Source organism: Streptomyces sp. WMMC1477 (assembly GCF_027460245.1).
Classification (GTDB): Bacteria; Actinomycetota; Actinomycetes; order Streptomycetales; family Streptomycetaceae; genus Streptomyces.
In genome coordinates this window covers 3,636,153-3,650,441 of sequence record NZ_JAPZBD010000003.1, presented here as the reverse complement: position 1 = coordinate 3,650,441, position 14,289 = coordinate 3,636,153, and the positions used below count along the sequence as shown (strand labels likewise).

The following is a 14,289-nucleotide window of genomic DNA, read 5'->3' as shown; positions in this document are numbered from 1 at the left end:
GGTGTCGAACCGCCCGCCGGGTGTCCGGGCGGGTGCTCCCGGCTCGGGCGATCCCGGCTTTCCGCCGTCGGTCACGCCGCCACCACCGTCACTCATGCTCGTTCTCCTCGTTCTGGGCGCCGTCGGTGTCGCCGGGCCGGACGTCGTCCTGGGGCCCTTCCTCGTGCTCCAGGTGGCCGGACGCGGCACCGGTCATGGCGGTGCCCAACTCCTCCGGGGTGATCGTGGCGGGGTCCGCGTCGGCGACGAGCCGGCCGCGGTAGATGACCCGCAGGGTGTCGGACAGGCCGATCAGCTCGTCCAGGTCGGCGGAGATCAGCAGCACGGCCAGCCCCTCGTGGCGGGCCTCGCGGATCTGGTCCCAGATCTGGGCCTGGGCGCCGACGTCCACGCCGCGCGTGGGGTGGGCGGCGATGAGGAAGCGCGGCTTGTGGCTCATCTCCCGGCCGACGATCAGCTTCTGCTGGTTGCCGCCGGACAGGGAGGCCGCGGTGACCTCGATGCCGGGCGTGCGGACGTCGTACTCCTCGACGATCCGCTCGGTGTCGGCCCGGGCCTCCTTCGGCTTCAGCCAGTAGCCGTTGCTGTTGGGCTCCTCGGTGACGTGGCCGAGGATGCGGTTCTCCCACAGCGGGGCCTCCAGCAGCAGGCCGTGCCGGTGGCGGTCCTCGGGGATGTAGCCGACGCCGCCCTCGCGACGCTTGCGGGTGGCCCAGCCGGTGATGTCCTCCTCGCCCAGCCGGATCGTTCCGGCGTCGGCGTGCCGCAGGCCGATGAGGGCGTCGACCAGCTCCGTCTGGCCGTTGCCCTCGACGCCCGCGAGGCCGAGGACCTCGCCCGCGTGGATGGTGAAGTCGATCTCGTCCAGGACGGTGCGGTGCCCGTGTTCGGCGTCGTGGATGCGGACGGTCAGCTCCTCGACGGCGAGCACCGGCCGGTCGGTGACGGTGGACTCGCGCGTCTCCGGTACGGGCAGTTCGCTGCCGACCATCAGCTCGGCGAGCTGCTTGCTCGTGACGTCCCGCGGGTGGACGGAGGCGACCGTCGTGCCGCGCCGGATGACGGTGATGTCGTCCGCGACGGAGAGGACCTCGCCGAGCTTGTGCGAGATGAAGATGACGGTCAGGCCCTCGGCCTTGAGCTCGCGCAGGTTGTCGAAGAGCGCGTCCACCTCCTGCGGGACGAGCACGGCCGTCGGCTCGTCCAGGATGAGCGTGCGGGCGCCCCGGTAGAGGACCTTGAGGATCTCCACCCGCTGGCGGTCCGCGACGCCGAGGTCCTCGACGAGGGCGTCGGGGCGGACGCCGAGCCCGTAGGCCTCGGAGATCTCCAGGATCTTCGCGCGGGCCTTGCCGCCGATCCCGTGGAGGGACTCACTGCCGAGCACGACGTTCTCGAGCACCGTGAGGTTGTCGGCGAGCATGAAGTGCTGGTGCACCATGCCGATGCCGCGGGCGATGGCGTCGGCGGGGCTGTGCAGGGTGACCTGCTCGCCGTCGACGGTGATGGTGCCCTCGTCCGGCTTCTGCATGCCGTAGAGGATCTTCATCAGCGTGGACTTGCCCGCGCCGTTCTCCCCCACGATCGCGTGCACCGTGCCCTTGGCGACGGACAGGTGGATGTCGTGGTTGGCGACGACGCCGGGGAAGCGTTTGGTGATGCCGGCCAGCTCTACGGCGGGCGGGCTGCTGGAGGCGAAGATGGTGCACTCTCCTCGGGGCTAAGGAGCGGGCTCGAACGGGGGTGGGCTCGAACGGAGTGGCGAGGGGCGGGGGTGCGGGGGTGGCGTGGGTGACGGTACCGCGCCGAGCCCCTGACTACGCGCGTAGAGTCCCCGGTTGACGGGGCACTCCTCACTCAGCGGGAGGGTGCCGGGGCGCCCGGGGCACCGAGCACCTCCCCGGGCGGCCGGGAACGCCGTGCGGGGCGCGCTTCCCACGCCGCTCCCGGGAGGACCTACCGCCCCGGCAGTGCCGGGCGGCCCGGCCCGGTGGGCGCGAGGGGTGCGCCCACCGGGCCGGGCCGGGTCCGTACGCGTACGGCGGCGGTCAGCCGACCGGCGTCACGGGGTGGTGTTCACCGTGATCCGGCCCGCGATGATGTCCTCCTTGGCCTTGGCCACGGCCGCGGTCAGGTCGGACATCTCCTTGTACGCGGGGTTGGACTCCGACAGCGCCACGCCGTCGGTCTCCAGGTTGTAGCGGACGACACCGGACTGCGGGGCGCCGTCCTCCACGGACTTGATGAGCTCGTAGACCGCGTCCGGGACGTCCTTGGTCATCGAGGTCAGGATGGAGTCCTTGTACGGAGCCAGGGTCTTCTGGGCGTACTGGTCCGAGTCCACACCGATGACCCACTCGCCGCGGTCGGCGGCGGCCTCGATCACGCCCTGACCGGCGAGACCGGCCGCGTGGTAGATGACGTCGGCCTTCGCGTCGAGCTGACCGCGGGCGGCCTCCTTGCCGAGGTCCGGCTTGGAGAAGCCGTTCATGTTCGGCGGCTGGGTGAGGTACTGGCTCTTGATCGTGATGTCCGGGTCGGTGTCCTTGACGCCCTGGACGAACCCGGCCTCGAACTTCTTGATCAGCGGAACCTCGACACCGCCGACGAAGCCGACGACGTCGGTCTCGGTCGCGTGGGCGGCGGCGACACCGGCCAGGTAGGAGCCCTGCTCCTCGCTGAAGACCATGTTGACGATGTTGTCGCCCTTGGCCTGCTCGTCGTCGATGAGGCCGAACGTGGTGTCCGGGTACTCCTCGGCTGCCTCGGCGATGGGGCCCGCGTAGGCGAAGCCGACGCCGATGACCGGGTTGTAGCCCTGGCGGGCCAGCTCCTTCAGCCGGGCGGCCTTGTCGGCGTCGGACTCGCCGTCCGACGGCTCGACGTCCTCGCCCTCCCAGCCGAACTCCTTCTCGGCCTTCTGGAGGCCCGCGTAGGCCGCATCGTTGAAGGACTGGTCGCCCCGGCCGCCAACGTCGTAGGCGATGGCGGCGCCCTTGTCCCCGGAGGACTCGGTGGAAGTGCCACCGCAGGCGGCGGTGGTGAGTGCGAGAGCCGCGGTGGCGGTGACCGCGGCGGCAATCTTGGTGACGCGACGCAAGAGGAGGTCTCCTTCGACTCTCAGGAAGCGCCCCTTCCGGCGCTGGCTCTCGGGCTCAGAGTAACGCGCGTAGATGTCAGGTAAAGCCCTGGCTTCCGTCCGTTATCGTTTCGGTGTTAACCGCGACTTTCGGCCAGCCGCCCACCCGCCCGGGACCGCCTCGGCCAGGGGCACATCCGCCCTGGTGAGAGCACTGATCCCGGCTCTGGGAGCAGTCCGGAACCGAGGCGGTCGCGGCTCGGTATCGGGCCGTGAAGGCCCCGGCACCGGACGTGTCCGGGCCGGTGGCTCAGCCGTGGGCGGCGTCCAGGAGGGCGGCGGCCGTGAAGAGCTCCACGCCGACCTTGATCGCCCGCTCGTCGGCGTCGAAGTCCCCCTGGTGGATGTCGCGCGACGTCGGGTCCCCGGGCGGGCGCACGCCGAGCCGGGCCATGGCGCCGGGCACCTGCTCCAGGTACCAGGAGAAGTCCTCCCCGCCGAGGGACTGCTCGGTCGACTCCACCGTGTGCGCCCCGCGCCGGGCCGCCATCGCGTTGCGCAGCAACTCCGTCGTCGTCGTCTCGTTGACGACGGGCGGGACGCCCCGGATGTAGTTGATCTCCGGCTTGGCCTGGTGCAGGCTCGCCACCTCGTCGACGGCCGCGTGCACGACGTCCGGGGCGGCCCGCCAGCCGGGGAGGTCGAGGCAACGGATGGTGCCGGAGAGCTCCGCACGCTGCGGGATGACGTTGGGAGCGTGCCCCGAGACGACGCGCCCCCAGGTGACGGCGAGCCCCGCCCGGGTGTCCACACGGCGCGCCAGCAGCGCGGGGACGTCGGTGACGACGCGGGCGGCGGCCGTGACCAGGTCGGTCGTCAGGTGGGGGCGGGCGGTGTGGCCGCCGGGGCCCTCCAGGATGACCTCCAGCCGGTCGCAGGCGGAGGTGATGGGGCCGGGGCGCAGGCCGATGCGGCCGGCGTCCACGCGGGGGTCGCAGTGGACGGCGAGGATGCGCCCGACGCCGTCGAGCGCACCGCCGTCGATGGCGTCCGTCGCGCCCCCGGGGAGCACTTCCTCGGCGGGCTGGAAGACGAGCCGGACGGAGTGGGGCAGCCGGCCGCGCCGGGCGAGGTCGGCGAGGACGAGGCCCGCGCCGAGGACGACGGTGGTGTGGACGTCGTGGCCGCAGGCGTGTGCCCGGTCGGGCACGGTCGAGCGGTAGGACACGGTCTTGGTGTCCGGAATCGGCAGGGCGTCGATGTCGGCGCGCAGCGCGAGCATGGGACGGCCGCCGTCCCATGACTCGGCCAGGTCGGGGTGGATGTCGCAGATCAGCCCGGTGCCGATACCCAGTACGCGGGGGCGTAGGCCGGCCTGTTCGAGGCGCGCCTTGATCGCCGCGGTGGTCCGGTACTCCTGGTGCCCCAGCTCGGGATGCATGTGCAGGTCCCGCCGGAACGTGATGAGCTCGCGGCACAGGTCGCCGGGCAGGGCCCCGTCCAGGGGTGTCTCACCGGCCGTCCGCTGGGTGGACTTGGCTGACAGCAGTTGGTTCACCCGACTGAGCGTATGCCCCCGAAGGCCCTAACTGACCAGTGATCACGGAAAGTTAAGCCACACAGGGGAAAAATCCACGGCGCTCGACGCGCATACGCCCCGAGTGAGATGGGTACACCAATTGGTTCATTGCCACCGCTTGCCTCCACCCTGTGTCGTTCTGGCATGTTTCGCCGGTTCCACACGCGACCGACTGGCGCCGGTGGTTCGGCGCACCCGCGGGGTCGTGGACGGGGCGCGGACGGGAGAGGGCGAAGGGCCGTGTGGGGGGCCGGCCCGCCAGGCCTCTGGGTGCCGTACGTTCAGCGCCCGCCGCGTTCCGGGGGGTGGCCGTGCGGCGGCGTGCTGGAGGACAGCGGGTGCCTGCCGAGGTCGCTCCAGTCGAGTGCTCTGGCGACCTCTCGCTGGGTCTTCTCGGCCACCGCGCGGGTCTCCGCGGGGACGTCGCCGTGTTCGGCTATGAGGCTGTCGTAGATCGGCGCGGGGCCGGTCGCCGGCTGAGCCGGGCGGGTCATCGTCATGTCAGTCTCCGTTGGGGCACCGGTCCGCCCGGGTTGGGCGGGACGCCCGGCGAGCGTACTCACGTACCCGACAACCGTTCACCAGCGGGTCCGCGTCCGCCTACCGCGTGTGTTGTTCGCCACGGCGCGCCCCGGCCGGACGGAGGGCAGCCGCCGGAGCCGACGGGCCGTCAGCGCGACGCCGGTGGCGTGAGCCCGCCGCGGGGCCCGGCGTGAGCCCGGCGCGGGGGCCCGGCAGGAGAGCCGACAACGCGCCCCCGCGCCCGCCTGTCAGGCGCCGGAGGCGGGCAGGCGGTGGACGCCGCGGGCCGTGGCGGTGACGCCGGAGAGGAAGCCCTGGGCGCGCGGTGAGGCGCCGTCGCTGAGCCAGGCCGGGTCCACGTCGCAGACGGCGACCTCGGCCCCCGTGCCGGACAGGGCGAGCGGCAGCGTGTGCACCACCGTGGACGGGAAGCTGAGGATCGTGCGGGCGACGGGCCCGCGGCGGGCCACGAGTTCGAGCGGCAGGTCCGGGCGGACGATCTCCAGGTCGCACTCGACCGCGATGCGGTGCAGCTTCTCGGTGCGCTCCCTGCGGTGCGCGAAGTACCGCACGGCACCGTGCGCGCGGGCGAGGGAGCGCACGGCGTCCACATAGCGGTCGGCGTCGACGACGCCCGTCTCCGCGAGCGAGGTGCCCACCAGGTCGCTGCCGTCGATCAGGGCGGGCGGGCCGTAGCGCTCCCGGGTCCAGGCGAAGGTGTTCTCGGCGACGGTGACGTGCTCGGGCGGCTCCACCGGCATCGAACTGAACAGCTCGACGCGCCGCCGCGGTCCGGGCGTCAGCCGCCGCCGGGCGCGCCGCGAGGCGGGCGCGAACAGCAGCGCCCGCGCGCCCCCGGCGCCCTTGCGGTGCCATCGGGTGAAGCGTTTCGCTCCGGCGGCGAGCTGGGCGGTGAACTCCATCGTGGCGGTGCCGTCGTCGACGACGGTGAGGTCGGCCGCGGTGCCGGACAGGGCGAGGAGCAGCTGCACGTACCGCGAGAACGGGTCCCCGATGACGATGCGTCCGGCCTCCCGGAGCGGGCGGGCGAGCGCGGTGACGGTCCGCAGGGGCGCGCCGGCCCCGCCCCTGGCCTCCGCCCAGTCCACGGCGTGCCCCTCGTCCCGGGCGAGCTGGGCCATGCGGCGGAGCTGACCGCGCGTCATGGGGTCGTGCGGCGGCAGGACGACGACGGTCACGGACGCGCGCGGTGCACGCGCGTGCGCCCACTCCAGCACGTTGAGGAGCTGGACCGGGCTCTCGACGAAGGCCAGGGTCCCCCCGCCCCCGGCCCGGCGCGGGCCGGTGCGCTCGGGCTCGGGGACGGGGGCGGCGGTGGTGGTCACCTCGGACTCGCGCGGCTCGTCAGACCCGCGCGGGCTCGCCGGCGCCCTGGGTCTCCTCGGCCTCGGCGATGACGCCCTTGACGCGGCGCAGCTTCTTCATGGGCGCCAGCTCGCTGTCGTAGACCTTCTTGACGCCGTCACCGAGGGAGCACTCGATGGTGCGGATGTCGCGCACCAGGCGCTGGAGACCGCCGGGCTCGACGGAGGCCGCCTGGTCCGAGCCCCACATGGCGCGGTCCAGGGTGATGTGGCGTTCGACGAAGACGGCGCCGAGGGCGACGGCGGCGAGCGTCGTCTGGAGACCGGTCTCGTGGCCGGAGTAGCCGATCGGCACGTTCGGGAACTCGTTCTGCAGGGTGTGGATCATCCGCAGGTTGAGCTCCTCGGCCTTGGCCGGGTAGGTGGAGGTGGCGTGGCAGAGCAGGATGTTCTCGCTGCCCAGCACCTCGACCGCGTGGCGGATCTGCTTCGGTGTCGACATGCCGGTGGAGAGGATGACCGTGCGGCTGGTGGCGCGCAGGGAGCGCAGCAGCTCGTCGTCGGTCAGGGAGGCGGAGGCCACCTTGTGGGCGGGGACGTCGAACTTCTCCAGGAAGGCGACGGCCTCGGTGTCCCACGGGGAGGCGAACCAGGCGAGGCCCTTCTCCTTGCAGTACTCGTCGATCTTGCGGTACTCGTCCTCGCCGAACTCGACGCGGTGCCGGTAGTCGATGTAGGTCATCCGGCCCCAGGGGGTGTCGCGCTCGATGTCCCACTGGTCGCGCGGGGTGCAGATCTCCGGGGTGCGCTTCTGGAACTTGACGGCGTCGCAGCCGGCGTCGGCCGCGGCGTCGATCAGCGCGAAGGCGTTCTCCAGCTCGCCGTTGTGGTTGATGCCGATCTCACCGGTGACGTAGACGGGCTGCCCCGGGCCGGCGGTCTTGGCGCCGAGGGTGCGGAGGCGGGGGTTGCTCATGGGAGGTTTCCTTCTTCCGGGCGTTGCACGGTCTGGCTGGGGCGGTTCTGCTGGTTCCGGCGTTTCCGGGCGGTTCTGACAGCCCTTCGGCCGGAGGGTCGGGACCGGCGGGTCGGGACCGGGTCTCGGCCCGTGTGCCGCCCTCAGAGCTCGGAGCCTCTGAGGGAGGGGCCGAGGAGCCAGGCGGCGATCTCCCGGATCGCCCCCGAGCCCCCGGGGGTGGCGGTGACGGCGCGCGCGGCGCCGCGCACGACGTCGTGCGCGCTGGCGACGGCGACCGGCCAGCCGACGAGGCCGAAGCACGGCAGGTCGTTGACGTCGTTGCCCACGTAGAGCACGCGCTCGGGCGCGATGCCCTCCTCCTCGCACCACTGCTTGAGCGCGAGGTCCTTGCGGTCGATGCCGTGCAGCACCGGGAGGTTCAGCTTCCGGGCGCGGGCGGCGACGACCGTGTTCACCTCCGTGGACAGGATCAGCACCGGCAGCCCGGCGCGGCGCAGCGCGGCGATGCCGAGCCCGTCGCCGCGGTGCACGGCGACCGTCTCCCGTCCCTCGGAGTCGACGTACACCCGGTCGTCGGTCTGGGTGCCGTCGAAGTCCAGTACGACCGCGTCGACGTCCTCGCGGGCGGGCAGGGTGCCCCTCCGCCGGGTGTCGAGCAGGGGGGCCAGCGCGCGGGCGCGGGCGAGTTCGTGCGGGTCGTCGACCTCCAGCACGCGGGCGGGGTCGGTGCGCACGAGGTCGGTGCGGCCGAAGAAGCGGTGGCCCGCGGCGCGGAAGCCGTCGGCGCGCATGGCGTAGGCGGTGCCGGTCTCCAGGTAGTCCTGCGGCCGGTCCTGGCGACGCGGGCGGAACGCCTTGTCGTGGTTGACGCCGTCGGCGCCGGGGCCGCGCCCGGACGCCCCCTCGGTCTGCTCGGCTTGCTCTGCCTGCTCGCGCCAGACGAAGCCGTGGAAGGGGGCGACGGTCAGGGCCGAGTCGGCGCCGTCGACGAGCACGGCCGCGGCGACCCCGGCGACGTCGTCCCGGTCGATGAACGGGCTGGTGCACTGCACCAGGAGGACGACGTCGACCGCGCGCCCCCGCTGGGCCTCGAAGCTGTCCATGGCGTGCAGGACGGCGGCCTCACTGGTGGCGGTGTCCCCCGCGATCTCGGCGGGCCGCTCGATGACGCCCGCCCCGGCCTCGCGGGCGGCGGCGGCGATGGCGGGGTCGTCGGTGGAGACGGCGACGTCGGTGACGTGCCCGGCCGCCAGGCACTCGCGCACGGCCCGGGCGACGAGCGGAACGCCGCCGACCGGCGCGAGGTTCTTGGCGGGCACGCCCTTGGAGCCGCCCCGGGCGGGGATCACGGCGAGGACGGTGGGTGGCACGGTGGCTCCTTGGCTCACGTCGGGCCCCGGGGCCCGCTGCGGTTCTGGGGGGTTCGGCGGGTCCGGCGGACCCTGCGGCGGGAGTCACAGCTGCCCCATGCGCCGGATCACGGGGGCCACGCGCTGCACGCCCTGGCGGTAGGCCCCCCGCGCGGCACGCCGGACGACGCGCCGGGCCGCACCGCCCAGTCCCGTGGACGTGCCGCCGGCGGTGGCGTTCGGGGTGCCGTCGGGCGTCAGGCCGTAGCGGTTCAGGAGGCCGGGCAGATAGCCCCCGGCCGTGACGCTCGTGTAGTAGGGGTTGAGCGGGGGCAGCTCCTCGGCGAGCAGCTCGGCGAGCCGCTTGCGGGCCGCGTCGAAGGCCGCCTCGTAGCCGCCGTCCGACGCGACGCCCTGCCGTGCCGTCCACTCCGGGTCGGGCGTGGGCAGCTCTCCGGCGTCCAGCCGGTCCCAGGAGATCAGGCACCCGGAGCCGACGAAGTGGTGGTTGCCCAGGGCCTCGCGGACGCCCAGGTCGGTGAGGATGCCGGTCGGGATGCCGCGGTGCAGGGACTCCAGCGCCGCCGTCGAGCTCACCGTCACCAGCACGTCCGTGCGGTCCAGCACCTCGCCCATGTGCCCGTACACCAGTCGGCAGTTGTCCGGCAGTCCGCCGGGCAGCCGCTCGGCGAGCCGCTGGTAGGGCAGCTCCTCGATGTGCGTGGTGTGCTCGCCGGGACGGCTGCGCAGCTTGATCAGCACCTCGCGCTCCGGGTGCAGCCGGGCGTGGCCGACGGCGCGCTGGAGCAGGTGGAGCCGGTCCTTGCGGGTGCTGGGCACGGACGGCTGGACGGCGAACGTGACGGTGTGGGGGCGCTTGTCGGACGGCGCGTACGGCGCGCCGCCGAGGAAGGGGAGCGCGCACTCCACGATGCTCCCGGTGCGCGTGCCCACACCCGCGTACACGGCGCGGAAGCGGTCCGCGTCGTAGGCGGAGTTCGCGAGCACGATGTCGGCGCCGTTGCGCAGGAGCAGGCCGTCGGTCAGCTTCTCGTAGACGACGCCCACGTACCCCGTGACGACGACCGGGCGCCGCCGTCTCCCCTGCCACTGGTGGGCCAGCCCGTGCAGCATGGCCTGGACGGCGCCGCCGACGCAGGCCAGCACGACGACGTCGTAGGCGTCCTCCGCCCCGGCCTCGGCGAGGAACTCGGCCGTCGTCACCTCGCGGACGTCCGCGCCTCTCACGCCGGTGTCCGCGAGCTGGCGGGCGGTGGGCGTGGCCCGCCCTCGCAGGAGCATGCCGTCGACGACGGCGTCCCCGGTGGTTTCGGCGAGGCGCTGAGCGGTCAGCGCGCCCCACTTCCACCGGGTGTCGGAGTCGGCGAGTACCGCGACGCGCAGGGCGCGTTCGGCGGACTCGGAAGGGATTGCTACAGGCACGTCCCCGACGCTAGGAAGCGATTCCGCAGGACTGCCCAACGTTGGGGCAACGGAGGGTTAACAGGACTTCGCCGGTTGGCCAACCCGCTCATTCTGGGGCGTAGTTAACGACTCGTACACCGCGAGTTCACGTCAACGGCGGGCACGTGTCACGCAGTGAGCGAGCCGGGCCCGGCTCCCGCCGCCGGACGTTCACCGGGCGTTCGAGGGCGGTGATGTTTGGGCGGCGGAAGCGTGGAGACGAGGGCCGGGGCGGACTGGCGGACTGGCGGACTGGCCTGGAACGGGCCCGCGTCGACCTTCGACGGGAGAGCCGCTGAGCATCGCCCCCGTCGGAGGCCGACAGGGGCGATGCTCAGCCGTTCAGCTCGGCGGCGAGCTTCCGGGCGTCCTTCCCCCGGAACGTGCCGCTCACGACGATGGTCCCGCCGTGAATCCGCTCGTGGACCTGCGGCGCCGACAGCACCCGGCCGCCGTCCCCTTCACCGAGGACGATGGCGATGCGGTTCTTCGGCGGTGTCTGCGTGGCGGCGTTCGCCGAGAGCTCGCCGAACCGCTGGCCGTCCTGATCGGACAGCTGGATCTGGACCGTCCACCCCCCGGCGTTCTGGGACAGTTCGGCCGAGGCCTCGACCGGCGACGTCAGCCGCAGCGCGGTCGCGTCCTGGAGGAGGAGGCACTCGGCCACGTCCGGTGTGCTCGTGTTCTCGATCCACACACCGGGCTCGTCCTGCGGGCACGCCCCCTGCCGCACGTCCTCCACCGGGTGGAACCGCAGCGGCGGCGGCTCGGCGGACGGCTTCGCGTCCTGCTCCGGCTTCGCGTCATCGGAGCAGGCGCCGAGGGCGAGGAGGGCTGCGGTGGCCGCGGTGGCCGCGGTAACCGCCCGGCGGGAGCGGGGAGAGGGGCGAAAGCCGGGAACAGCGGCTCGGGCACGACCTGTGACGGTACGGAAGGCGATTCCCATACGGCCGAGTCTGTCAGCCGGCGGACTTCCCGGGGATCCACTCCGGCGAGGACGCGGGGGAAGCGATGGGGAGAAAGATGGGGCGCGGGCGGGATCGGGGGAACATATCCCGCCCGCGCCAATGCGCGGACCCGTCGGTACGGGGGGAACCTCGGGTGTCGCGCTCGCCGATGACCAGTCGGCTCACTCAGTACTGCGTCAGGGTGTCGAAAAACGTTACGCCGGGGTGCGCGCGACGTCGGAACGGTCCTCGGTGGCGGACGCCTCAGGGCTGGTCGCACCGGGCTGAGCAGGGATGACGGGCACGACACCCGCCCCGGGGCCGCTCACGGCACCCGGGTTGCCACCGCTGCCGGAGCCGGGCTTGCGACCGTCCCCGGTGCCGCCCTTGTCGCTGTGGGCTCCGGGCCCCGGGCCGCCGGGGTTGCCCGGGGTGCCGGGGGTCGGACTGCCCGGGGTGCCGGGGTTGGGGTTGTCCGGGTTGGGCTGGGGGTTGCCGGGAGCGTTGCCCGGGCCACCGTCGCCGTCGCCCGACCCGCCACCGGCTCCGGGACCACCGGGAGTGGGGTTGCCCGGCGTGGGGTCTCCGGGGCCGTGGGCTCCGGGGCCGTGGGGAGGGCCGGGGTTCGGGCCCTGCGGGGGGCCGGGCGGCGGATCGGGCACCTCGTCACCGCCCTCCAGGCCATCCCCGGGTACCTCGTCGCCGCCCTCCAGGCCACCCCCGGGCACCTCGTCACCGCCCTCCAAGCCACCCCCGGGCACCTCGTCACCGCCCTCCAAGCCACCCCCGGGCACCTCGTCACCGCCCTCCAAGCCACCCCCGGGCACCTCGTCACCGCCCTCCAGGCCGCCGTCGCCGCCGTCGCCGCCGGTGGGGAAGCTCGGGTCGGTGGGCAGTTCGCCTCCGGCGTCCGGGGAGCCGGAGCCGTCTTCGTCCGCGTCGCCGTGATCGCCGTCGCCGTTCTCGCCGTCACCGTCGCCCCGGGAGCCGCAGAAGCGGGATATGTACTCGGAGCCGCCCGCCGCCTCGGCCAGTTGCCGCCGTTCGGCCAGCTGGATGAGCTCACGCTCGTAGGCGCGGCACAGGTGGACCATCAGCGCGCGGTCCTGCTCCGTGCGCGGCAGCGTGGGCAGGAGCCGGTCGAAGGACCAGTAGGAACCGGTGTCGTCGCCGCGCCCCTCGACGGCGTCCTCGCCGCCCGCACCGGGCCGGCTGGCCTCGGGGTCGCCGGTGGTGTCGGTCGGCGGCGCTCCGCCGGCCGGGCCGCGGTGGTCGTGGGAGTCGCGCTCACCGGGCGCGGAGCCGTCGTCCTCGGAGACGAGGGGCGGTGCGGTGGCGCTCCGGCCGGGCTCCTGGGTAGGAGTGTCGAAGGGGGCCGTCAGGGCGCCGGTGGTCGCGGCGACCGCCACGCCACCGAGGGCGCACCCGGCCAGCGCGACGGCGAACCCGGCACGCAGGGGGCGACCGGTACGCCGCAACGCACGTCGACCGATATCGGGCACCGAGGTACCCAGTGCCCCGCCACCGGCCACCGGGGCGGCCTGGGCCCGCCCCTCGCGGGCCTCGCGGAACGCGGTCATGGCGGCGGCCTCACCGGGCATTTCAGCTGATTCCGGGCAGCTCGGGACCAACTCGCCGAGCAACTCGGCAAGCCGCTGAGCGTCCCCGGCTCCGGAAAAGCCTTCCGGCACCGCGACCCCGTCAACTCGGGGCATTTCGGGTCTGTCACCCGGTCTCCCCCGCAGCAGCCGCTCCGCAGCCTCCTCGTCCAACCATGCGTACCGGTCGTCGGCCATCACGTTTCCCTCAGCGTCGGGGCCGCCCTTTCCGTCACACTGCGGGATTGGTTCAGCGCTTGATCAGGAATGGTTACTTCCACACCCTCTTCTGCCTCGTCAGCCCCGTCGAGCAGCTCCGCCAGCCTACGCAGGCCGCGGTGCGCGGCCGTGCGCACGGCCCCCGCCCGCTTGCCCAGCACGGCGGCGGCCCCCTTGGCGTCCAGCCCCACGACGACGCGCAGGACCACCGCCTCGGCCTGGTCGCGGGGCAGCCGGGAGATGAGGGCCATCGTCCGCCCCGTCCCCAGCGACTCCAACGCCTCGTCCGCCGTGTCCGCGCCGTCCGGCATGCCGGTCAGCTCGCTCTCGTCGGCCCCCTGCACCGGACGCCGGCCCCGGGCCCGGATGTGGTCCAGGGCGCGGTTGCGCGCGATGCGCGCCGTCCAGCCCCGGAAGCGGTCCGCGTCACCGCTGAACCGGCCCAGGTCCCGCGCTATCTGGAACCACGCCTCGGAGGCGACGTCCTCGGCGTCCGCCTCCGGCACGAGGGTCCTGACGTAGCCGAGCAGCCTCGGCTGCACAGCGCGGTACACGGTCCGGAAGGCGGACTCGTCACCCTCCTGGGCCGCGCATAGCGCGGCCGTCAGTTCCGCGTCGTCCCCCTGCACGCTGCCCTGCCCCTACTTTGCGTCGAATTCGCGACGGACGGTCCGGCCACACCCCTGGCCGGGCGCGCCTCCCACAACAGATGTTCAAGCTTCGACCAATGTCGATGCGTCCTGAAGGCTAGCCCTCCAGAGCACCCCCGTCCATGCCGGACGGACGAGTAAGTGAACTTGCATCTGTACTTGCAGGTGTACTTGCACGCACGTGCGCCCCCCTTGGTAACCGCTCGATAACAGGTGCGAAACGGCCACGGTGGGCTGTAACACATCGCGCCGCGTTGGCGCAGAAGGAGATACGGGCTTGCCTGCGCAGTCCGTGAACGACGGCGGCCGGGGTCTCTCCTGTGGGGGGTGGCGACCTCGGCCGTCCTCGCGTCCGGCCCCGGAAACCTCCCCGCGACCAGCGACGACCACTCCCCTCGTCCACACGGAACCACACGCGTCGCGCCCGTCCGCCAAGGGAACTCCCCTCCCCCGAGCGCACCCCCGGGCCCGGATCCGGTAGATCCGTCACCCCCTTGCGCCGCCTCCCGGCGGATCGGCCCGACGCGGACGCCGCGCCGTCGGGTCGGCGCGCCGCGGCCGGGCGCTCACTCCTCCGG

At 73.4% G+C, this 14,289-nt stretch carries 11 protein-coding genes; all 11 read right to left on the bottom strand.

Annotation, left to right across the window (positions count from 1 at the left end; genetic code table 11):
- Positions 1 to 88 precede the first annotated feature (88 nt).
- Positions 89 to 1,702, bottom strand: a complete 1,614-nt coding sequence (locus O7609_RS16370; RefSeq protein WP_269737235.1) for an ABC transporter ATP-binding protein — start codon at positions 1,700 to 1,702, stop codon at positions 89 to 91.
- Between the two features lie 360 nt (positions 1,703 to 2,062).
- A complete protein-coding gene (locus tag O7609_RS16365; RefSeq protein WP_269743789.1) occupies positions 2,063 to 3,100 on the bottom strand; it encodes a BMP family lipoprotein in 1,038 nt (345 codons plus the stop codon).
- A 289-nt stretch (positions 3,101 to 3,389) separates the two neighbouring features.
- Positions 3,390 to 4,637: an amidohydrolase gene (locus O7609_RS16360; protein WP_269736228.1), complete on the bottom strand. Its 1,248-nt coding sequence runs from the start codon at positions 4,635 to 4,637 to the stop codon at positions 3,390 to 3,392.
- Positions 4,638 to 4,939: 302 nt separating this feature from the next.
- Positions 4,940 to 5,158, bottom strand: coding sequence for a hypothetical protein (locus O7609_RS16355; RefSeq protein ID WP_443072140.1), 219 nt, complete (start codon positions 5,156 to 5,158; stop codon positions 4,940 to 4,942).
- 270 nt (positions 5,159 to 5,428) lie between these two features.
- Positions 5,429 to 6,526 carry a hypothetical protein gene (locus tag O7609_RS16350; protein ID WP_443072139.1) on the bottom strand — a complete coding sequence of 366 codons (1,098 nt, stop codon included), beginning with the start codon at positions 6,524 to 6,526 and terminating at the stop codon, positions 5,429 to 5,431.
- A gap of 19 nt (positions 6,527 to 6,545) precedes the next feature.
- Positions 6,546 to 7,481 carry an N-acetylneuraminate synthase family protein gene (locus O7609_RS16345; protein WP_269743788.1) on the bottom strand — a complete coding sequence of 312 codons (936 nt, stop codon included), beginning with the start codon at positions 7,479 to 7,481 and terminating at the stop codon, positions 6,546 to 6,548.
- 143 nt (positions 7,482 to 7,624) lie between these two features.
- Positions 7,625 to 8,854, bottom strand: a complete 1,230-nt coding sequence (locus tag O7609_RS16340) for an acylneuraminate cytidylyltransferase (RefSeq protein WP_269736230.1) — start codon at positions 8,852 to 8,854, stop codon at positions 7,625 to 7,627.
- Positions 8,855 to 8,938: 84 nt separating this feature from the next.
- Positions 8,939 to 10,276: a DUF6716 putative glycosyltransferase gene (locus tag O7609_RS16335; protein ID WP_443072138.1), complete on the bottom strand. Its 1,338-nt coding sequence runs from the start codon at positions 10,274 to 10,276 to the stop codon at positions 8,939 to 8,941.
- A gap of 355 nt (positions 10,277 to 10,631) precedes the next feature.
- Positions 10,632 to 11,243, bottom strand: coding sequence for a SecDF P1 head subdomain-containing protein (locus O7609_RS16330; protein ID WP_269736232.1), 612 nt, complete (start codon positions 11,241 to 11,243; stop codon positions 10,632 to 10,634).
- 216 nt (positions 11,244 to 11,459) lie between these two features.
- Positions 11,460 to 12,824 (bottom strand): hypothetical protein, encoded by a 1,365-nt coding sequence (locus tag O7609_RS16325; protein WP_269743787.1) that lies wholly within the window; start codon positions 12,822 to 12,824, stop codon positions 11,460 to 11,462.
- Between the two features lie 215 nt (positions 12,825 to 13,039).
- Complete coding sequence (locus tag O7609_RS16320; RefSeq protein ID WP_269736234.1) at positions 13,040 to 13,690, bottom strand: RNA polymerase sigma factor; 651 nt, start codon at positions 13,688 to 13,690, stop codon at positions 13,040 to 13,042.
- Positions 13,691 to 14,289: the final 599 nt, after the last annotated feature.